Annotated in this window: 19 protein-coding genes; 4 read left to right on the plus strand and 15 right to left on the minus strand. The window is 70.5% G+C overall.

Annotated features, from left to right (window positions below; translation table 11 throughout):
* Position 1: 1 nt before the first annotated feature.
* Positions 2-991: a hypothetical protein gene (locus AAFN86_RS08390; RefSeq protein WP_347542837.1), complete on the minus strand. Its 990-nt coding sequence runs from the start codon at positions 989-991 to the stop codon at positions 2-4.
* Between the two features lie 102 nt (positions 992-1,093).
* Here AAFN86_RS08390 and AAFN86_RS08395 point away from each other — a divergent pair, with 102 nt between their 5' ends.
* Positions 1,094-1,696: a hypothetical protein gene (locus tag AAFN86_RS08395; protein WP_347542838.1), complete on the plus strand. Its 603-nt coding sequence runs from the start codon at positions 1,094-1,096 to the stop codon at positions 1,694-1,696.
* On the opposite strand, the gene AAFN86_RS08400 is transcribed toward AAFN86_RS08395, so the two are convergent.
* From AAFN86_RS08400 to AAFN86_RS08425, 6 genes are all read right to left on the minus strand, one after another.
* The gene (locus AAFN86_RS08400) at positions 1,693-2,493 is read right to left on the minus strand and encodes a DUF4239 domain-containing protein (protein WP_347542839.1); all 801 of its coding nucleotides are present in this window, start codon (positions 2,491-2,493) and stop codon (positions 1,693-1,695) included. The genes AAFN86_RS08395 and AAFN86_RS08400 overlap by 4 nt on opposite strands.
* A 43-nt stretch (positions 2,494-2,536) precedes the next feature.
* Positions 2,537-2,965 (minus strand): hypothetical protein, encoded by a 429-nt coding sequence (locus AAFN86_RS08405; protein ID WP_347542840.1) that lies wholly within the window; start codon positions 2,963-2,965, stop codon positions 2,537-2,539.
* A gap of 71 nt (positions 2,966-3,036) precedes the next feature.
* Positions 3,037-3,771: a hypothetical protein gene (locus AAFN86_RS08410; RefSeq protein WP_347542841.1), complete on the minus strand. Its 735-nt coding sequence runs from the start codon at positions 3,769-3,771 to the stop codon at positions 3,037-3,039.
* Positions 3,772-3,799: 28 nt separating this feature from the next.
* Positions 3,800-4,879, minus strand: a complete 1,080-nt coding sequence (locus AAFN86_RS08415) for a substrate-binding domain-containing protein (RefSeq protein WP_347542842.1) — start codon at positions 4,877-4,879, stop codon at positions 3,800-3,802.
* A gap of 5 nt (positions 4,880-4,884) precedes the next feature.
* On the minus strand, positions 4,885-5,628 hold the full coding sequence (locus AAFN86_RS08420; RefSeq protein ID WP_347542843.1) for a hypothetical protein: 744 nt from the start codon (positions 5,626-5,628) through the stop codon (positions 4,885-4,887).
* Positions 5,629-5,791: 163 nt separating this feature from the next.
* Positions 5,792-6,475 carry a hypothetical protein gene (locus AAFN86_RS08425; RefSeq protein ID WP_347542844.1) on the minus strand — a complete coding sequence of 228 codons (684 nt, stop codon included), beginning with the start codon at positions 6,473-6,475 and terminating at the stop codon, positions 5,792-5,794.
* 199 nt (positions 6,476-6,674) lie between these two features.
* On the opposite strand from AAFN86_RS08425, the gene AAFN86_RS08430 reads away from it, so the two are divergent.
* On the plus strand, positions 6,675-7,787 hold the full coding sequence (locus AAFN86_RS08430) for a tetratricopeptide repeat protein (RefSeq protein WP_347542845.1): 1,113 nt from the start codon (positions 6,675-6,677) through the stop codon (positions 7,785-7,787).
* Positions 7,788-8,014: 227 nt separating this feature from the next.
* On the opposite strand, the gene AAFN86_RS08435 is transcribed toward AAFN86_RS08430, so the two are convergent.
* Genes AAFN86_RS08435 through AAFN86_RS08465 form a run of 7 tightly spaced genes read right to left on the minus strand, consistent with a single transcriptional unit; the run spans position 8,015 to position 15,488 of the window.
* Positions 8,015-8,464, minus strand: a complete 450-nt coding sequence (locus tag AAFN86_RS08435; protein WP_347542846.1) for an ATP-binding protein — start codon at positions 8,462-8,464, stop codon at positions 8,015-8,017.
* Between the two features lie 9 nt (positions 8,465-8,473).
* On the minus strand, positions 8,474-8,812 hold the full coding sequence (locus AAFN86_RS08440; protein ID WP_347542847.1) for an STAS domain-containing protein: 339 nt from the start codon (positions 8,810-8,812) through the stop codon (positions 8,474-8,476).
* 13 nt (positions 8,813-8,825) lie between these two features.
* Positions 8,826-10,871: a SpoIIE family protein phosphatase gene (locus AAFN86_RS08445; RefSeq protein ID WP_347542848.1), complete on the minus strand. Its 2,046-nt coding sequence runs from the start codon at positions 10,869-10,871 to the stop codon at positions 8,826-8,828.
* A gap of 6 nt (positions 10,872-10,877) precedes the next feature.
* Positions 10,878-11,864, minus strand: a complete 987-nt coding sequence (locus tag AAFN86_RS08450; RefSeq protein WP_347542849.1) for an ABC transporter substrate-binding protein — start codon at positions 11,862-11,864, stop codon at positions 10,878-10,880.
* On the minus strand, positions 11,861-13,933 hold the full coding sequence (locus tag AAFN86_RS08455) for an MFS transporter (RefSeq protein WP_347542850.1): 2,073 nt from the start codon (positions 13,931-13,933) through the stop codon (positions 11,861-11,863). Before AAFN86_RS08455 ends, AAFN86_RS08450 begins: the two co-directional genes overlap by 4 nt.
* Complete coding sequence (locus AAFN86_RS08460) at positions 13,930-14,685, minus strand: hypothetical protein (protein WP_347542851.1); 756 nt, start codon at positions 14,683-14,685, stop codon at positions 13,930-13,932. Before AAFN86_RS08460 ends, AAFN86_RS08455 begins: the two co-directional genes overlap by 4 nt.
* Entirely contained in the window at positions 14,682-15,488 is an 807-nt protein-coding gene (locus AAFN86_RS08465; RefSeq protein ID WP_347542852.1) for a formyltransferase family protein, read from the minus strand. The genes AAFN86_RS08460 and AAFN86_RS08465 overlap by 4 nt, the downstream gene beginning before the upstream one ends.
* 119 nt (positions 15,489-15,607) lie before the next feature.
* On the opposite strand from AAFN86_RS08465, the gene AAFN86_RS08470 reads away from it, so the two are divergent.
* Positions 15,608-17,296 (plus strand): solute carrier family 23 protein, encoded by a 1,689-nt coding sequence (locus tag AAFN86_RS08470; RefSeq protein ID WP_347542853.1) that lies wholly within the window; start codon positions 15,608-15,610, stop codon positions 17,294-17,296.
* Between the two features lie 66 nt (positions 17,297-17,362).
* Here AAFN86_RS08470 and AAFN86_RS08475 read toward each other — a convergent pair whose 3' ends face one another.
* Positions 17,363-18,757 (minus strand): hypothetical protein, encoded by a 1,395-nt coding sequence (locus tag AAFN86_RS08475; protein WP_347542854.1) that lies wholly within the window; start codon positions 18,755-18,757, stop codon positions 17,363-17,365.
* Positions 18,758-18,912: 155 nt separating this feature from the next.
* Here AAFN86_RS08475 and AAFN86_RS08480 point away from each other — a divergent pair, with 155 nt between their 5' ends.
* The gene (locus AAFN86_RS08480) at positions 18,913-19,329 is read left to right on the plus strand and encodes a hypothetical protein (RefSeq protein ID WP_347542855.1); all 417 of its coding nucleotides are present in this window, start codon (positions 18,913-18,915) and stop codon (positions 19,327-19,329) included.
* Positions 19,330-19,580 lie beyond the last annotated feature (251 nt).

Below are 19,580 nucleotides of genomic sequence, written 5' to 3' on the forward strand. Positions count from 1 at the left end.
GTCACCGCCCTCCGGCCGCCGGCGGGCAGCCGGTGATCCGCGGGTCGATGGCAGGCTGGCGGGCCAGCAGCGCCGCGCGCGCCGCGGCTTCGAGCGCCTGGATCGAGGCGGCCTCGGCACGGTCTATCGCCTGCAAGGCCTTGGCTTCGAAGTCGCTGCGGTTCAGCGCGGCATCCACGCGGTTCAGACCCCAGTCAATCGTCCAATAGAGCCCGACGCCACCGGCCGTGCCGAGCACGAGGCCCGGTGCGCCGCCCACCGCGAAGCCCACCGCGCCACCTGCGGCCAGCAGCGAGCCGGCCTCGCTGGCGCGCAGGGCGACGGCGCTGAGCCGCGCGGCCATGGGGCGCATGGAATGGACGAAGACGGAGGTCGGATCGGAACCGGGTTCCGCCCCCCCGCCGCCGGTCGCACTGCCGCCCAGCGGCGCGAGTTCGGCCGCGAGGCCACGGACCGCAACGGCCAGGTCGAGCCTCGGCGCGGCTGGCCCGGGCGGCGCGGCGCGAGCCTCGATGATGGGCCGCACGGCATCCGCCAGCCCCCGCGCCCAGAACAGTTCCAGCAGGGACGCGGCATGGGCGGCATCGGCGGCCAGGCCCTCGGCGAGGCCCGACGGTGCAAGCACGCGCTGGTGGAAGGCCTGGCGCATTGGCCCTGCCATGCGCTGAACCAGCGCGTCGCCTTCCACCAGGTCGCCCCCGGCGGCGCTGTCGGCGACGCCGCGCAGCATGGCGCCGAGCATGCGGAAGGAATTGATGTAGGACTGCACCCAGTCGAAGGCCCAGTCGCTGAAGGCCGGCACCTTTTCCCGCGCCAGGGCGAAGCGCGCGGCGGCGGCGTCGGCGGCGACGCGGCGCATCAGCGCGCCGCTGTCCTCCACCGAGCGGGCAACGGCGCTGCGCGTCGCGGCAAGCGATTCCGGCGTCACGCTGCGCAGCAGGCAGCGCCCATCGGGCAGTACGAGGGCGATGGCGCGGCCCCTTTCGATCACCCCCTGCGCGATGGCCGCCTGCGGAACCAGGGCCAGGGCGATAACGCCCGGTACAGCGATTCGTGCTACAGCGCGCGGCGACCAGGAGTGAGAGCGGCCAGCGTGTCTGAGACGACGATTGCGTTTGCCCTCGATGCCGCGGCGGTGCTGTTGGCCCTGCTGATCGCCCTCGGCGCGATGCGCCTGGGGGCCGCGCAGTTCAACCTGCTGGCGCCCGCGGATGCCGAGGCGGTGCCCGTCTTCCACATGTCGGCCGTGCTCGCCGGACTCGTCTGCGGGGCGGCGTTGCTGGTTGGCGCGCCACATATCGACGCGTTCCTGCCGCGGCAGATCTTCGCTGAGAATTCGCCCTGGTCCATCGGCATGCAGGACTTCCTGCGCAGCTTCGCCCTGCCGCAGGCTGCCGCCGTCGCGGCCCTCGCCGATGGGCTGCGCGGCGATGGCGGCTGGGCGGTCATCCTCGCGGCATGGATGGCGGCCGCGAGCCTGCTGCTCGGCTGCGTCGCTGCGCTGCGGTTCTGGCGCGGCTGGAACAGGCTGCGCGCGCTGCTGGCGTTCATCAGCCTGGCAGGCTGGATCACGCTGCTGGTGGGCTATGTCGCGCATCTGTCGGCCTGGGTGGTGGCGCATCTCAGCTTCTGGATCTTCCTGCTGCTGCTGATCGCGCTGCAGCGCTGGCGTCACGGCACCCGCAGCGCGCATTAGCGGATGTCCATCAGCAGGACGAAGGGGCGCGGCGACAGCAGCGGATCGTCGCCGACGAAGGGGAAGGCGAGCTTGAGCGAAACCAGCAGCACTCCCCCGACAATGATCGCGATCACCGCCCCCATGCTGTAGTGGACCGTCTGGCTGCCGCTGCCGATGAACCACTGGAACACCAGCACCGAGACCGAGACGGTCATGATCAGCGCCCAGATCAGCAGCGAAATGGTGCGGGTCGCGACGGACAGCCGGTCGATCCGCGCCTCGGCGACCTGCGCCACCCATTGCACGGTATTCTGCGCCAGTGCCTGCTGCGCCTGGGTGACGGGCTCGGTGTCGAAGAAGGCGCGCGACAGGCGCGTGAAGGCGGCATCCGAACTGCCCGGACCGACGCCCTGCATCATCCGCGGCCAGTCATGCGTCACGACCGCCTCGGCATAATCACGGATCGCATCCCGCATCGCGTGGCGCGCTTCCATCTGGTCGGCATTGCCATAGGTGTCGACGGCATGGGCCAGCATGTAGAGCGCCCCGGTTTCCTTCTGCAGCGTGTCGCGTGAGGTGCGGTAGATGTCCCATGACCCGACCAGCGTCAGCGCGGCCACCACCGCATAGACCTCGACCACGAAGCTGAACTTGACCGAACCGATCACGCTGTTGGCCGCCAGCTCCTGCGGCGTGAAGACGGCGAACATCAGCGCACCGACGGTCATGGCGATCAGCACCGGCACGCCGATGGACACGATCGCCCCGATCGCGGTGGGCAGCGCCGCAATCTCCTGTGCCATCAGGAAGTCCATGGCTGTCTCTCCGCAACGCGATGGTCGAACCGGGCGGGCCCGCTCACTCGGCGATCTGGCGGTACCAACGCCGCGTGCGCAGGATGCGGCCGCTGCGAGCAGGCTTGAGGTCCGATTCCTCCATCAACCGCTTGACGCGGCGCTGCGCGTCGGTGGGTGTCAGGTTGCGCCCGGCGCGCGCGCGATAGAAGGCCACCACCTTGTCGAAGTCCCGGCGCGCGATGCGCTGGCGACGGTCCGCCATGGTCTTGAGCAGCTGCACGGCCGAGGCATTCACCTCATGCTCGAGCGACATGTCCCCCTCGGCCGCCGCGGCACGGACGATCCCGCGCGCTTCCTCCAGCCGCAGGCGATAGCGCGTCACGCCATCCTCAAGCAGACGGCGCTCCTCCTCGCGATCCAGGAAATGGCGGCCCTGGGTGTGCAGTCGCACCAGTTCCCCGAAGCGCGTGGCGTCGGGTCCTTCCGTCATGGACATCGTCGATCCTCTGTTCTGGAGGCGTCTGGGCGCCGCCCGCACGCCACGCGCGGGTCGGGGTGAGGTTAGTGCGAGAGTTGCAAGCCGACGGCGCGCAATGGCGGTTCGGAGCGGCGCATCTGCAGTTCGGTTTCACCATGCAGCGTCGGCGGGGCCTGCATGCGTTCGCCAAGCCGATCGATCGAGCGCATCAGCCGTCCTGCCTCATGCGACAGGGGGGCGTCGCGCGGGACCAGCGCCAGCTTGATCTGCGGCAGCGGATAGAGATCGATCTCCACCCGCTCGACGGCGAAGTCGCCGATCTCGGACGCCGCCAGCAAGGCGCCCACAATGGCGCGCTGCACACGCGACAGTGGCCCGCCCTGGCGTTGCGCGTGGCGTTCAAGATGACGCTCGATGTAGTCGCGATCCGCGTCGGTGAGTTCGCGCGCATGGCCGAAGGTCAGGCGCGAGGACGGGATCAGACCGATCGAGGTCTCGATCTCCCGCAACCCGAAGCCGGCGATTTCCATCAGCGCCACGAAGTCGTCGCGCTGCTGCATCTGCCCCTGCGGCGCCTCGACGCCGGAGCGCACCGGGCCGACGGGCACGCTGCCGGGTGACAACAGGCCGAGCAGGCTGTCCCACAGCCGACCCACGCGGTCGAACATCGTGTCGGCGGATGGCAGGTCCTGCAGTGGCAGCGTCACCACGGCACGCTGCCCCGGCTGCTCGCTGCCGGACCGCGCCAGCGCGGCGGGCGCTGTCGCGCCAAGCAGCGCGAGCACGGCAATCAGGCGGGCGGCGATACGCGGGCTCATTCTCATCGCTCCGGGTCCGGGGGGGGGATCATCGCGTGCGGACCACGCTCATGCGCTCGGCGGCCATCCGCTGCGCCACGCGTTCGCCGGTCGGCAGCGGCACAAGCCCGGCCTGGCCGAGATAGCCGGTGGGCCCGATCGCTGCCTCGCTGCTGGCCTCTGCAAGGTATTCGGCAATGCCCCGCACCACGCCGACGCCACCGCGGCTGCGCGCGTGCTGGCGCTTGCCGTAGAGAAAGACGATGCGCGTCGCCTCATACTCGCCCGAAGCGATCGAGTTGCGGGTCGGCGTGACGCCGTCGATCGGCAGGGCCACCAGGTTGCCGCCGCTGCGCATCACCTCGTCGAAGGACGTGACCGCGATGGTGCCCCGCTGGCTGGCGACCAGCCTGGCAGGAATTTCGCCGGCAGCCAGTTCGGCGACACGACCGTCGACGCGCAGGGTGACGCAACGGGCTCGGCGTGAATCGGCCTCATAGATCATGCGGATCTGGCGCAACGGGCGGCAGCCGGCTTCCAGAATCGAATCTTCGAACACCTCGCGCAACCCGCTGCCGCTGACGGGCAGGATGAATCGGATCTGTTCGGCCGGCATGGCGGCGGACACTTGTGACCAGACCACCGCCCGGTTGCGCTCGAAGCCACGCTCGTTCGGGATCTCGGCGGCCAGCGCCTCATAGACCTGGCGGGCGGTTAGGCTCGACTGTGCATCACCACGGCGCACCGCGAGCACCGCCGCGGCCAGGCCGAGGCGCAACTCGACAGTCTCCTCGACGCCATTGGCAGCGCAGAATTCGCGCGCCGAAAGCGAAAGGCGCCGCGTCGTCACCAGCAGATCGGCCATGGCCACGCCAGCCCCGGCGCAGAACAGTTCGACGGCACGGGAGGTGGACAGGACCTGGATCTCGGGCGCCTGCGCGTCCGGATAGCGTTCGCGGAAACCCTGGGTCAGTAGCAGCGCCACCCGTGCGGCATTGGTGGCTGCGACGATGTTCAGCCGGTCGCGCAGGATGCCAGGGGCGACCTGCGCCTGCGCCGGCTGGGCAAAGCCGGCGGCAGCCAGCACCACGCCGCCGCACAGCGCCAGGCGCGCGAGGAAGGCTTTCATCGCCTTCAGCCCTGCCGCGCGCGACCGGACAGCAGCCCCAGGATCGCCTCCTGCAGCGACTGTTCCACGGCGACGCGGGCGCGCACCTGCGCGAGCCAACCAGCAAGCAATGCCTGCTGCTCCTCGGCCAGGGTGGTGACCTCGGCAAGGGCGCCGGGAAGTTCGCCCCGCCGCAGATGTTCGCGAATGCTGGCGAGCACGGTTTCGACCTGGCCTGGTTCGACCGGGGCGGCCAGGCCGATGCCGGCCAGGGTCGAGCGGATCATGTTCAGGCTGCGCTCGAGGAAGGCGACCTCGGAACTCGCCCGCGAGGCGATCGCGGGGGCCAGAGCCTCGAAGCGCTCGGTCAGTTCGCGGGCGGAGGGCAGCCCACGGGAGGCGTGGCTGCCCAGCACCTCCAGATAGAGGGGTGGCACCAGCGCAGCGCCATCGAGGGCGAGGATCAGCTGCCATTCGCGCGACCACGGGCGTCCGTTGCCGACCACCGTTTCAAGATGCAGCAGCGCCAGCGCCAAGCGGTCGATCGGCATGCCCGCCGCGCCGGCCGCGCGCAGCCTTTCGTCGATCGCACTGAGGCTTTCCTCGAGCCGGCGGACGCGCAGATCGAGGCTTGCCGGCGGCGGCCGGACCTCGACCGGACGGGTGCCGGCCGCACCGGGCGACAGCGACTGCCCCTGCCCATGCAGCGGCACGACCAGCAGGCCGGCCAGCAGCAGCGTGGCGGCCGCGCCGCCGCCCAGGCAGCGCAAGCCGCGGCGAGGCCAGTGCCGAGCCGGCGACGGAACACGCGCAGGCGCGGCGGCGTGTGGGGTAGTCAGATTGTTCACGTGCGTCATGCGGTGCCGACCTGGAGCGTTGCCCGCCGCTGTTGGCAGGATGATTCCGGTAGGGCGGTTATCGCCCTGGAGTGGTTTACGGCGGCTGAATGGGGGCGGCTGCCGACCCGCAATCTTGCGTCGCAGCACGCCGGCCAGGGCGCGACGCGGCGTCGCGGGCGGTGTCGAAGACCTGGCGCCGGCCGTCCTGGCGTGCGGCGCGGCTGTCGCTGCGCAGCAGCGCGTCCACGCGCTGCATCATGCGGGCCGACCAGCTCGCCGGCTGCTCGTCGCCGAGCGCCAGCACGCTCAGGGCGATGGCGTCGAGCTCCGCCGACAGCTCCGCGCTGTCGGGCGCGCCGCCGGCGCCGCGCACCAGCGGCTCGCGCAGCGGCCCAAGGGCGTCCGCGCCCCCGCGCAACCCAAGCACCGCGGCGAGCGGCGCGGCATAGGATCCGCCCGCGCGCAGCGCCACGCGCAATTCCGCACCGGACCGCAGCAGCGCATCGGCTTCGACCAGGCGGCCACGATGTTCGGCGAAGCTGCGTTCGACATCGGCCAGCCGCTCGACATGGATGGCCAGATCCGGCGCTGTCCCGGCACGCGCCGCCCCCGTCACCGCAAAGCCGCCGGATGCCCCCGCCGGGCGCAGCATGGCTGCGCCGTATCCCGCGCCGAAGCCGAGACAGGCAATCGCCGCAGCGCCGATGCCGGCCGGCAGCCAGCCGATGCGTACCGACCGGGGCTCGATCCGCGGCGCCTCGTCGAATGTCGTGGACACCAGATGTCTCCCTTCGTGCAATCCCACCAAGGACCAGCAGACAGCAACAAGATGGACGAAAGCCTTACGGCCCGCCTGTGGCCAAGCGACCGCAGCGCGACGCCATCACCGCGATTCGACACGTACCGGGCCTGCCATCAATCTCGACTTAAGGTCGTTGCCCGAGGCTGCGGGACGAGACGTTCAGGAGCTCGTCAGCATGGAACTCGCGACAATCGGCTTTCTCTCCGCCATCGTGTTCGGCCTGATCGCCGGCGATGCGGTGATCAGCGCCAACACCATGGCGGTGGGCATCGGCCTGCCACCGACGGTGCAGCAATCCGGCCTCACCCGCCAATCGGCCGAGGAGATCTTCATCACCGAATTGTCGCGCATCGCGGCCATCCCATCGGGGGTGCCGGTGCCGGTGCCCCGCGTCTCCTCCCGTCGCACGGTGATCGGCGCCCTGGCCGAACCGCTGAAGTTGACCGAGGTCACCGCGGCGCTGCAGGATCTGTTCGGGCTGGAGCCGATCCGCGTCTCGGCGACGGTGATCCAGCGCGGCAATGGCCTGGTGATGGAAACCATCGTCGCGCAGGAAGGCCGTCCTCTGCAGCGGCTGTCCTTCGACCGGGCCGATGGCGATGCGGTGGCGCTGATCCGCCATGCCGCGGTCAGCACCTTCGCCGAGATCGCGCCGTTCCGCGTGACGCTCGCCCGGCTGCGCGACGTGCTGCAGGACCCGACGATCGACGTGGCACCCGTGCGTGCCCAGGCGGAGCGGCTGCTACGCCGCGACTGGGGCCCAAATTCAGATATCGAGCGGTCGGCGCTGCACAGCCTGGTTTCGGTGCTGGCGTTGCTGCATGACGACGTTCCGGCCGCCATGGCCGAGATCCGGCGCGCCGACGCCTTCGAAGGCGCGCTGCCGACGGCGCGGACCTTCTATGCGTTGAACGGATCCTTCGTGGGCATCCTGCAGGGCGACCTGCGCCTCGCGGAACGCGAACTCGCCCGCGCCGAGCAGGTTCCGATGCGCCACATCATCCCCGTCTTCCCCGCCTATATCGAGGTGCAGCGCGGATTGATCGCCTGGGCGGACGGCAAGATCGACCAGGCGGACGCCGCCTTCCAGCGCGCGCTGGAGGTCGATCCACGCAACCAGGTGGCGTTGATCTATCGCTACTGGATCTCGCGGAGCCGCGATGGCGCCGTGGCCGATGCGGCGGACCGCCCGCCGGTCGTCTCGGCGGTGTCGCCGCAAATTCCGGGGCTGATGGCTTCGGCCTTCCTGCTCGACCCGCGCAGCCGCACGGTCTCGCGGGCACGCTGACGCGCTGCCGGGAGGGGCATTGTCCCTCCCGCTCCAATGTGGGACGCGGACCGGGACGTTGCAGAGCAATGCACTCGGCTGGCTAGGTCAGGGGCTTCGCGGAGACAACGCCTGGCGTCACTGCCGCGCCACGAGTCGGTGGCCATCCCTGCTGCGATGCACCAAGAAGCTCTTCCGGGGGAGCGCTCTCCTCCGGCGGGTTGCGCAGTGCGGACGGTGCCCCTTCATCAACCCCGCCGCGCGTCGCAGCGCCAGATCACCGAGAAGCGGTTGCGACCACCCTCGCGGCGATAGCACTGCCAGGCCGTCATCCGCATCACCAGATGGATGCCGAGCCCGCCGATCCCACGCAGTTCGACAGGTGCGTCGGTATCGGGCGGCTCGCGCAGGGTTGGGTCAAAGGGAATGCCGTCATCCTCGGTCGACAGCAGCACCTCGATCCCGCCGCCGCGCCGGCTGATGCCCGCGGTGACGATGAAGATCGCCGGCAGGACGCCGGCCGGCCAGGCGTGATGGGCGACGTTGGTCGCCATCTCCTCGGCGACGACCAGCAGGGCGGCGCTGCGCGCGGGCGGACACCCGGCCTCGGCGACCGCCGCCTCGAGCTCGGCGAGCATGGCGGCGATGTCGGCCGCATCGCGGCGGCAGCGACGCTGGATCCGGTTCAACACTGCCATGGTGGCGCGTCAGGCGCCGACCAGGCGACGGGCATCTTCCTCCGCGGCCCCGATCGCCAGCACCTTGGAGAAGCCGGAGATGTCGAACACCTCCTGCACCGCGGCCGGCAGCCCGAACAGCGCGAGGCGCCCGTCCGAGACCTTGGCCTTCTTGGCCGCCATCAGCACCACGCGCAGCCCTGCCGAGGAGACATAGGCCACGTCGCGCATGTCGAGGATTACGCGCTGCGCCGGCCCCGCGAAACTGCCCAGGATCGCGCCTTCCGCCTTGCCGGTGGTGGTGTTATCGAGCCGCCCCTTCAGCCGGTGCAGCACGACCCCGTCGCTCGCCTGGCTGTAGATGTCCATCCTGCGGTCTCCTTCATTCGGCGGCCTGCGCCAGCGCCACGCCGGCATAGGCGAGGCAGAGCAGCGTGATGTCGTCCGCCTGCGGGCAGCCTTCCGCGAAGCCGTCCACGGCCGCGGCGATGTGCCTGACCAGCGCGGTGGGCGATGCCCCGGCACCGGCGGCCAGCGCATCGGACAGCCGGTCGTCGCCGAACAGCGTGCCATCGGCGCGGTCCGCCTCGGTGACGCCATCGGTGAACAGCACCAGCGTCTCCCCGGAGGCGAGGTGCCGCGCGCGATCCTCGAAGACGAAATCCTCGACCACGCCGAGCGCGATGCCATCGGCCCCGCCCAGCGGCCCCTCGCCGGATGCGGCGCCGACGACGCGCGGCGGATTGTGTCCGCCATTGGCATAACGCAGCAGGCCGGTCGCGGGATCGAGGATGGCGACGAAGGCCGTGGCGAACATCATGGTCGGATTGTCGGCGGCGAGCGCCGCATTCGCCTGCTCCAGCGCCTCGGCCGGCGTGGCCCCGCGGGAGACGGCGGCACGCAGCAGGCTGCGCGTCATGGCAACGAAGATCGCCGCGGCAACGCCTTTGCCCGAGGCATCGCCCACCATCAGCGCGACGCAGCCATCGGCCAGCGTGACCACATCATAGAAATCCCCTCCGACCTCCTTGGCCGGCCACATCGCCGCATGCATCTCGAAGGCGGGCGAGATCGGAAACACCGAAGGAAGGCTTTCGAGCTGAAGGCGGCGCGCCACCTCCAGTTCCTGCACCATGCGGTCGAGCAACACGCGCTGGTCCAGCGCCTGGCGCACCAGTTCAAGGTCGCGCGTACGTTCGTCCAACAGTGCCGCCAGCCGGCCATGGCGGTTCAGCACGCTCTCGACCATGCTCTGAAAGGCATCAGCGAGGTCAGTCCCCGACCCGTCTTCGAGCCGCTGCAACACGGCCGCCGCCGCCTCGCGCTCCGATGGCTCGAACACCTCGGCAAGCCGTGTCAGTTCGCCGCCGATCAGTGCGAGGTGACGCCGGCGCGCCAACCGGTCGCGCGTTTCCAGCCGGTCGAGCGCCAGGCCGCTGCTGCGCAGCACGCCCAGCGCGCGGGCGATCTGGCCGATTTCGTCCTCCCGCTCATCCACCGGGGCGCTGGCCAGGCGGTCGCCGGCGGCGATGGCGCGCAGCACGCCGGCCAGGTCGCCCAGCGGCTCAAGGGCCGCGCGCAACATGCGATACAGCAGGATCCCGGCGGTCAGGATCACGCCGACCAGCACAAGCGCCGCCACCAGCATCACCACATCATAGCGGCGCGCAGCCTGCGAGGCGTCTTGCACCAGGAACAGCCGCGCCACCGGCACGCCGGAAGTGCCCGCCAGCAGCGTCGGCACGATCTGCATGGAACGACCCTGCTCACCGAAGTCGACCGGCAGGGTGGCGTCGCTCGCGCCGGCCCGTTCGATACTGCGCCAGGCGCCCGCTTCCACCGGCAGCAGCGGCCGGCCGGCAAGGTCGGCCACCAGCGCCTGGCCGCCAAGCGCGCTGCCGATCGCCTCGAGCGTCGGGCCGAAGGGGGCCGCCGCGGCGACCACGAAGGGCCCCACTCCGCGGGCAAAGGCAACCAGGTGCAGCCCGCCGCCTTCGGGTAGCGGCTCGACGCCACTGTCGCCATGGCCGGGGCTGTATTCACGCAACACCGGGGCAGTGTCGATCATGCCCTCGCGCAGCGGGGCCGGCGGTTCGGCGAGCAGGATGCGGCCGCCGCGCGCGATCACCTCGACCTGGCCGATGCCCGCGCCAAGGGCGCCGAGACGCGCCCGTGCCGCCGTCAGGTCCTGCCGCGCCAGCGCCTCGGCGAAGGCGGCGTCGGTGGCGATGCGGCCCACCGCCTCGGTCAGCGGGCGGGCGGCGCGCGGCATCTCTCGCGATACCACTGCCTGCTGCCGCGCGACGGTCAGCTCGCCGATGCGTGCCTGCCGTTCCTGCAGCAGCAACCAGGCCGGCACGGCAACCGCGGCTGCAACGATCGGGACAACGGCGGCGGCCAGCGCGATGATGCGGGTGCGGAGCAGCATGGCGTGCTAAACCGCCTCGGCGATGCGCAGCAACTCGACCGGCGGATAGACGCGCAGGCGCCGCGCCGTATCCATGCGCACCAGGTAGGAGAAGCGGGACAACGTCTCGACCGGGATGTCGCCGGGCGGCACGCCGTCGAACAGGATCCGTTCCGCCTTGAATGCGGTGAAAGCGCCGACGCTGTAGTAGCGGCTGACCAATCCGGCCAGTGCATCGGCAAAGGCGACAAAGCGTTCGGAGGCGGAGAAGCTCGGCAGCCCCTCATCCAGCGCGGCGGCGGTCAGCGCGGCGCGATGCTCGTTGAGGAAGGTGTCGGGCGGGATGTAGAGCCATGCCGCCCCGCCAGCGCGCGCAGCTGCGACCAGGCCCGGGATCGCGTCGGGCTGCGGCCGGCCTTCGATGAGCGGCACCGGCAGGCGGTCCAGCACGGCACCGCGCGCGGCGAGCAGTTCGCTCATTTCCTCGAGCGTGACGACGGAATTGCCTTCGCGCGGGTTGAACAGCGCGGCGGCGCGACGGAACGGGCGATAGGAATCCATCGCGCGCAGCTGTACCGCGACGGGGGCGATGTATTCGGTGCCGGTGACTGGCCGGCCGGGCATCGCGCGGCTGCGCACGACGCGGTTGCGCACGGGATCGGTGACGATGTTGAACACCGCCGGGATGCCCGTCAGGTGCCGTCGCGGGTCATGCGCATCCCACGGCCCGAGTACCGCCATGGTCAGCGTGGTGCCCCACAGATAGACGAGGTCGGGCTGCATGGCCTGCGCCTCGCGCACCATGTCAGGCACACGCGTCAGGTCTTCCTGGGCATCGAGCACCACCAGTTCGACATCGCGTCGGCGTGCGGCGAAGTAGTCGCGGAAGCCATCGCAAGCTTCCTCCCAGCCACGGAACAGCATCATCAGGATATGGCGGCGGCCGTGCTGGGCCCGCGCCACGCGCGGCGCGGCCAACGCCAGCGCCGCCAGGAGAGGTCGGCGATGCATCATGGCGCGGCTACCATCGCCGGCTGGCGGCGCCCGGCGTGGATGACGAGCGCATAGCCAAGCCCGGCCAGCACCGTCGCAACGCCCAGGATCCCCATCGCCCAGACGAGATTGCCCTGCGCCAGGAGCCAGGCCGCGGCGAAGGGGCCGATCACGCTGCCGACGCGTTCGCCCAGGCGCAGGAAAGACAGCAACAGCGGCGTCGATCCGCCGGCGCCCGCCGCGGCCGCCGCCAGCATCGGTGCCGAGGCCAAGCCCTGCGCCGCCCCGGTCACCGCAATGGCAATCGGCAGCGCGGTGGCTTCGGGCAACACAGGGATCGCCAGCAGCGCTGCACCGTTCAGCACGGCACTGCCCCAGATCAGCCCACCGCCGATCCGCGCCCGGTCCGCCAGCCAGCCGCCCAGGGCGATCGCCGGCAACATGCACAGCCCATACAGCATGACGTTGCGCCCGATCGCCGCCTGGCTCATCCCGAGGTCGCGCAGCGCCAGCGGTGCCAGGTAGAAGATGAAGCCGGCCAGTATCAGCTTGGCAGGCACGGCGGCGAGCAGCAGAAGCGCGGCAAAGCGCGGATGGCCAAAGGCCGCGCGTGCTCCGGCCAGCACGCCCTGCCCGGCCGCGGCGGGGTCGCTCATGGCGCGCGGCATGGCCCGCCGCGCCAGCAGCATGACCACCGCGACCAGTCCGGCCGACGCCAGGAAGGTCGCCGCATAGCCAAGCCGGTCGGCGATCACGGCACCGATCGCTGTGCCGCAGACGGCACCGGTCATCACAGCGCCGGTGAATCCGCCCAGGGTGCGCGCCAGCCGGCCCTGCCGCGCGGCGATCGCCATCTGAGTCTGGCAGGCGATCGTCAGCAGCGCATAGCCGATGCCGCAGAACACCCGCGCGAGCGCGAATTGCGGCAGGTCGGTCGCGAGAGCGGCGCCGAGATACCCGACCGCCGCGATGCCCCCGCCGATCAGCGCGGTCGCGCGCGGGCCGCGTATCGCGGTCAGCTGACCGCCATAGGGCGTCGCCAGCGCGACGGCGGCCACGAAAGCCGCGATGGGCAGTGCCGCCAGCAACTCCGGCGTCAGCAGGTTCGGCCCATGCCGCGCGAGGTCGCGACCGAGCAGTGGGATAAAGGAGGTGGAGAGCTGTTCCGCGACGACGAACAGGAACAGCGGCAGGCGCGCGGCACTCGCACTCGGCGCGTCGGGTTCGCGGATCGCTCCGTCGTCGCGCACCCGCAGCCGCTGGCGCAGGGCGCCCATCAGGCCGGACGCCTCGCGCGCGGCGTGGGCGCCGACGGCGGAGGCCTCGGCCGCCAGCCATTCCAGATAGGCCCAGCGATCGCCGATGCGCCTGACCAATGCATTCAGCGCGCGCGCCACGCGCCCAGCCTCATCGGGCAGGCGGGCATCGGCGAGCATGGTGCAGTCCCCGGCGGACAAGCGGCGCGCCATGCGCTCGATCATCGACAGCGGCCCGATGACCGCGCGGTCCAGCGCGAAGCGCAGCAATTCCATCGCCAGCATCACCGCGACCAGCAGCACGATGAACAGATCCCAGCGCGTATCCTCGATGATGACATCGACCGGGGCACGGCTGACGCCGACCAGCAACCAGCCTTGTGGTCGCCCGCCCGGCGCCGCGACCGGCAAGGCTGACTCATAGATGCCGGGCAGATCCCGTCGCCGCAGGCCATCCGCGCCGGGTGCATCCATGGCGCGGAACGCCGCCGCCGCCGGACCTGCCGCAGCCTGCGGTCGGCCGGCGAGATCCGTCAGCACCAGATAGGCGACCGTCGGTTGGCTGGTCGCCATGCCCGCCAGGTAGTCCCCGGCGCCGACGAGCCCATCGAACGGGATGCCGAGGCCAAGCGCGCGTTCGAACGGGCTGGCGACCACGGTGCCGATCACCGCCGCCTCGCGCTCGATGGCCGGGCGGATCTCGCGCTCGAAGGCTCCGAGCGCCGCGAGGGAGACGGCGACGACGGTGCCCAGCAGCAACGCGACCGCGATCGCCGAGAGGTTGCGCACCAGCCGGAGCAGGATGCGGTCGGTGCCGTCGGCCGGGGCGTTCACGCCGGGCGTTCCGGGGCCCGGGCGGCGATGACCTCAAGACGCTGCTCGGCGTCGTCCAGCGTGGCGGCGTGGCGATGGATGGCGTCGTGCAGGGATTGCAGCACCGCTTCGCACTGCGTCGGCGCCGCGCCGCCAGTGAGCAGGCCTGTCAATTGCGCGAACAGCAGCCGCGTCGGCCGCGCCACCAGCAGGACCGCCAGCCAGGCGATAGGCAGGCCGACCAGCAGGGCCGCAAGCCCTGGCTTGGCCATGGCCAGCGCGATCGCGGTCAGCCGATCGGCGATGCCGGCGCGCCCATAGCCGAGCAGCAGGCTGCCCTCCTGCTGGCCGAAGCTGTTGACCACTGGCAAGCCGATCCAGTCGATGCCGCCGACCCGCGCAACGCGGCGCAGCGGCCCGGCGGGCAGCAGCGCGGCCTCCGCGGCATCGCCGATGCGCACGCGCTCGGTGTCGAACAGGATGCGGCCGGCGGCGTCCGCCACGGTGATCCGCCGCAGGTCGTCATCGCGCCCGAAGGCGCGGTCGAGCAACGATTGCGCGCCCGGCACCTCGGCAAGGCGCACGCCGATGTTCAGACCACGCTCGAAGGTGTCCACCAGGTCGGCACCGATGGTGGCGAAGACGCGCTGATGCTGGGCCAGCAACAGCCGTTCGAACTTCAGCGTGTTCAACGCGGTGACCAGGACGCAGGCCAGCACGGTCAGCGCCGAGAGCAGCAAGGCGATGCGCGTCGCGAAGGATGGTCCCGTCATGCCGCGGCGCGCAGGCTGGGGGCGGGTGGCAGCAGGACCTCGGCGAGCAGGCCGAGATAGTCGGCGGCGGAGACCAGCGGCATCGTGCCGCGCGCGAAGGCGGCGAAGGCCGCCGCATCGGGCATGCGGTAGTACCGCCCGCCCTCCGGCTGGATGCGGCCACGGGGGCGTTGCCCGCCGGCGGCGGCGCGCACTGCCTCGGCGGCGAGCGCCGCGCCGCCGCGATACAGCTCGGCGATGTGCCACAGCAGGCAGCGCCCGTCGTCGCGCGCGACGGCGTGCTCGGCGACCAGCGGGCCTGTGTCGATGCCGGCATCGACCAGGTGCAGGCTGGCGGAGAGGCTCGCCTCCCCCTGGGCCGCCTGCCAGAAGGGCGCGAACAGGCCACGATAGGCCGGCAGCGGGCCAGGATGGACGTTGAGGATGCCCAGCGGCACCGCATCGATCACGCGGGACGGAAAGATCAGGCTGAAGCGCATCGACACGACGATGTCGGGGCGTCGCGCCAGCAGGGTGCGCGCGCCGCCGGCAGGCGCGAGGTCGGGCAGCACCTCCCAGGATTCCGGCCGAAGGGCGGCCGGCGCACCGGTCCAGTCGCCGGCGATCGCCGGATGCAGCGTGCCGATCGGGACGTCGCGTTCCAGCGTGCTCAACAGGCGCAGGCCCGGAACGTCGCCCTCAGCCGGGCGCACCTTGGTGCTGCAGAAGACATCGACGTCGGCCGCAGCGCCGAGATCGGCCAGGAAGCGCCGCGCGGCGATGACGCCGAAGATGTCGCGCTTCACGCACAGGGCCACACGCATCGCCAGCCATTCCCGAATCGTTGCACCGCGGCCAGCAGCCTAGGGGGGCGACCCTTACGTCTTGTTGAAGAAGTCGGGCGTATGGACAGGGACGTCGCCCGGGGGAAGCCGTCGCCGCCATGTCGATCCTGTATGGTCTGGAATCACGCCCGCCGCTGCGCGTGCTGCTGCCCGCCGCCTTCCAGCATATCGGCCTCGGCGCGGTGACCCTGGTCTTCCCGCTGCTGGTGGCGGAGGCCGCCGGCGCGGATGAACGCACCACCGCGAGCTACCTCAGCCTGGCAATGGTCGCGCTTGGCATCGGGACCATCCTTCAGGGTCTCGGCCGCTGGGGGGTCGGGTCGGGGTTCCTGCTGCCGTCGGTCTACACCGCGATCTTCCTGCCGCCGGCCATCGCGGCAGCGCAGCATGGCGGGCTGGGCGCGGTGGCAGGGCTGACGATGGTCGCCGGCGCCACCAGCATCCTGCTGTCCCGCATCATCCTGCGCATCCGCGCGTTCCTGCCGGCCGAGGTGGTCGGCCTGGTGGTCACGGTGCTCGGCATCATCCTGGGTCTGCTGTCGCTGCGCCTGGTCCTCGCGGTGGACGAGATCGGCAATGGCGGCACGCGCGACGTGCCGGCGGGCATCGTCGCGCTGCTGGCCACCGTCGGCGCGGCGGTGTGGGGCAGCGCAAGGCTGCGCAGCGTCGCGGTTCTCGTTGGCCTGGGCGTCGGCCTCCTGGCGCATGGGGCGTTGCTGACGCTCGGCCTGGCTGCGGCCGGCCATGGGTCGGAGATACGCCTGTCGATGCTGTCCTGGCCGCTCGCCGCGCCCGGTCTGTCGCTGATCTACCTGCCCGGCTTCATCGTCGGCGCGCTCGCCGCCGGCGTTCGCGTGATGGGTGATGTGGTGGCGAGCCAGCGCGCCAACGACCCGGGTTGGAAGCGCACCGATTTCCGCAGCGTCCAGAGCGGCATGCTGGCGGATGGCATCGGCAACGTCATCGCCGGCGCCATCGGGGTGATCGGCATGAACAGCTACTCAGCCAGCGTCGGGCTTGCCACCGCAACCGGCATCACGGCGCGGCGCGTCGCATTCGCGGCAGGGATCGGCTGGATCCTGCTGGGACTGGCGCCAGGTGCGGCGTCGCTGGTGATGGCGGTGCCGCGCGGGGTGCTGGGGGCGGTGCTGCTCTATGCTGCCTCCTACATCCTGATGTCGGGCATGACGATCATCACCCAGCGGCTGCTCGATGCGCGACGCACGCTGACGATCGGCGTCGCGCTGCTGATCGCGCTGTCCTACAGCGAGATCCCCGGCATCTACGATGCGCTGCCCGACTACATGCGGCTGACGATCGGCTCGGGGCTGGTGCTCGGCATGGCAGCGGCGCTGACGCTGAACGCAATCTTCCGCATCGGCGCGACGCGCCTCGCGGAATGGAGCTGGAACCCTGAAGACGGATCGAAGGCGCTCGTCGAATTCGTCACCGAGACGGGCCGCGCCTGCGGCGCCCGCGCCGAAGTGGTGGGCAAGGCCGCGCATCTGCTGGAGGAATTCGCCGATGCCGCGCCCCTGGTGGTCGAACCGGGCAGCGAGGTGCTGGTCCGCGCCCGCTTCGACGAGTTGCGGCTCGACATCGACCTCTCATGGGTCGGCGAGCCGATGGCCGCCAATGCGGCGGTGGACCTGGATGCGGATATCGAGGCGGCAGGCTTCGTCTCGGGCCTCGCGATGGTGCTGATGCGCCATCATGCCGACCGGCTGGAAGCGACGACCCTGCCAGATGGGAAGCACGGGCTCACGGCAACGATCGACGACCGGTGAGACGACGGGCCGGACGCGCAGGGCGCGTGGCTGCGCCGCGCCAAGCGTCGCACAAGCCCCTGCCGTTCAGTTCGCGGCCGCCTGCTGTTCCCGCAAGCCGGCTGGCGGGCCGTTGTAGTATTCCCGGAACACGGTCCAGACCGGTCCGCCGCAAGCGATGTTCCGGTTCGCGAGATCGACCACCACGCGGTTGCGCTCATCGTTCGGCAGTGTGGCGACGTTGAGATGGGCTGGCGGCACGCAGTCGGTGACGTCGCGCGCGGGCGTCGGTTCGGCCAGGTAGGCGAGCAACTGGTGCAATTTGACCCGGTGGATATTCATCGCCTGGCCCGAGACCACCAGCAGGGCCGTAGCGCAGACCGCCACGCCCAGCAGCGGCGTGAGGCGCGACCAGATCCTGGCGGCCTCGGCCCAAAGCCAGACAAGCCCGACCGCGATCAGCGCGACCGACCCAACCCATTGGCGCGGCAGGATCCAATAGTCGGCGAGGTAGGAAATACAGCCGAGCAGCAACGACAGGAGGACCGACAGCAGGATGAGCAGGGTCGGTGCCAGCAAAGTACGCGCATCGCCGCGCAGGCGGGCCGGCAGTAGGACCGCGCCAAGCACGACGATGCCGGTCAGGCCACCGGCCAGCCCGTATTGGCCGGCCAGGAACTGCGTGTGGCTGTAGTCGGTGAAATTGGCGAGGGGGCCGTATTGGTGGAGCCATTCATAGGGATCGAAGCCGAAGCGTGGCTGGTCCCTCATCCAGGTGAGTGCTCCCAACAGGAAATAGAGGCCGGCGCCGATGGCGACGAGGCCGGGATTGGCGAAGGCCACAAGTGAACGCAGGCTGAACCGCTGGCCGGTCACGGTGCGGCAATGGACATAGGCGACCAGGCACACGGCCGGCCAGTAGATCGCGAAATAGGGGTGCATGGTCGCGCCGAACAGCGCCGCGAAGGCCCCGAAGCCCAGCACCGCCCAGCTGAGCGGATAAAGCGGGCGCAGGACGTAGTACAGCAGCAGCCCCACCGCCGCGGCCGGGATCGGAGTATAGGCGCGCGCCTCGCCGACGAAATACATGAGCAGGTGCTGGCCGGTCAGCGCCGCGACCATGACGATCTGCCACAGGACCGAGAAACCCAGCACCCGCAGGAAGACGACCGCCGACACCAGCAGCAGCATTCCCGAGAGGATCGACGGCAGTCGCAGCAATGTCGCGTCGACGCCAAGATAGGACAGCGTCCAGTAGTTCAGCAGGATGTAGATGCCGGTCTGGCCATGCTGGTTGTAGTCGGCAGTCGCGACGAACATGTTCCATACGTCGCGCGTCGTGGGTTCCGCGGCGAAGGCGAAATGGGTGAATTCGTCGATCCAGAGCGGCCGCCCAACCGATGCGTTCAGCCCGACGACGTAAAGGCACAGAAGGAATGGCACTGAGCGGACCACCGCGAGCGCGGCACGTGTCAGAGTCATTCTTATTCCGCCTCCGCGCCGATTCGCCGCATCTCCCCTCATCACCAATCACGGTTCCGAGTGTCGGACGGTAGTAGTGGCGCGCAGGGGCGAAGTCCATCGACCTCGTGGCGCCTGCTTGCTGCCCGCCATCGGCGCTGTGATGCCGCCGAGAGGTGGCGACGCAAGCCGACCATGGCGCCGGTATCCAAGCGAGTGTCCGCAGTTCGGACACTCGGCCTGCGACCCTCCCCGAGATCGGGATTTCCCGCCAGCGCGCCAGCGAGATGAAGAAGATGGCCGAGGCCGGCGAGCCCGCCATCCGCGAAGAAGTGAAGCGCGCCACCAGCGAGGGGCGGCGGCCGTCGCGGAACAGGCTGCTCAACCGCATCCCCGCTATCGCCGCACGCCCGCCAGAATTCACGCAATTCGCGCTGTGGCTCCGTACCGGCGCCGATCTGCTGGCCCGTATCGGACCGGCCGCCACCCTTGCCGCGCGCCTCACCGAACACGGCATGGCGATCCCAACCAACCACATCAGCGGCGTCGGGGACTTCCTCCGCGCCATGGAGGTAGTCCATGAAGAAGCGTGAGCGCGCCGAAGTGATCGTCGGCCTCAAGGCTAGGCCAGCAGAATGGAGCGTGGTCGTGCGCTGCACACCGGATCAGGCTCGCCGTGTGCTTGAGGCGATGCCTACGCAGCGCCTCGCCCCCCCTCCTTAGAGCCCATCCGGAAAGGAATTGAATCGGCTGAATCGGATGTGATTCGCTGATCCTGCGGACGATTCGTGGGGCGGATGATGGTGTGGACGGTAGAGCATCGGCGTGCGGCGGATCGACGTGG

Source organism: Roseomonas sp. CAU 1739 (genome assembly GCF_039839775.1).
GTDB lineage: Bacteria > Pseudomonadota > Alphaproteobacteria > Acetobacterales > Acetobacteraceae > Neoroseomonas.

Coding starts and splice junctions, on each gene's coding strand:
- AAFN86_RS08400 (WP_347542839.1), bottom strand. CDS start 2,493: ATGGACTTCCTGATGGCACAGGAGATTGCGGCGCTGCCCACCGCGATC.
- AAFN86_RS08405 (WP_347542840.1), bottom strand. CDS start 2,965: ATGACGGAAGGACCCGACGCCACGCGCTTCGGGGAACTGGTGCGACTG.
- AAFN86_RS08410 (WP_347542841.1), bottom strand. CDS start 3,771: ATGAGCCCGCGTATCGCCGCCCGCCTGATTGCCGTGCTCGCGCTGCTT.
- AAFN86_RS08415 (WP_347542842.1), bottom strand. CDS start 4,879: ATGAAAGCCTTCCTCGCGCGCCTGGCGCTGTGCGGCGGCGTGGTGCTG.
- AAFN86_RS08430 (WP_347542845.1), top strand. CDS start 6,675: ATGGAACTCGCGACAATCGGCTTTCTCTCCGCCATCGTGTTCGGCCTG.
- AAFN86_RS08435 (WP_347542846.1), bottom strand. CDS start 8,464: ATGGCAGTGTTGAACCGGATCCAGCGTCGCTGCCGCCGCGATGCGGCC.
- AAFN86_RS08440 (WP_347542847.1), bottom strand. CDS start 8,812: ATGGACATCTACAGCCAGGCGAGCGACGGGGTCGTGCTGCACCGGCTG.
- AAFN86_RS08445 (WP_347542848.1), bottom strand. CDS start 10,871: ATGCTGCTCCGCACCCGCATCATCGCGCTGGCCGCCGCCGTTGTCCCG.
- AAFN86_RS08450 (WP_347542849.1), bottom strand. CDS start 11,864: ATGATGCATCGCCGACCTCTCCTGGCGGCGCTGGCGTTGGCCGCGCCG.
- AAFN86_RS08460 (WP_347542851.1), bottom strand. CDS start 14,685: ATGACGGGACCATCCTTCGCGACGCGCATCGCCTTGCTGCTCTCGGCG.
- AAFN86_RS08465 (WP_347542852.1), bottom strand. CDS start 15,488: ATGCGTGTGGCCCTGTGCGTGAAGCGCGACATCTTCGGCGTCATCGCC.
- AAFN86_RS08470 (WP_347542853.1), top strand. CDS start 15,608: ATGTCGATCCTGTATGGTCTGGAATCACGCCCGCCGCTGCGCGTGCTG.
- AAFN86_RS08475 (WP_347542854.1), bottom strand. CDS start 18,757: ATGACTCTGACACGTGCCGCGCTCGCGGTGGTCCGCTCAGTGCCATTC.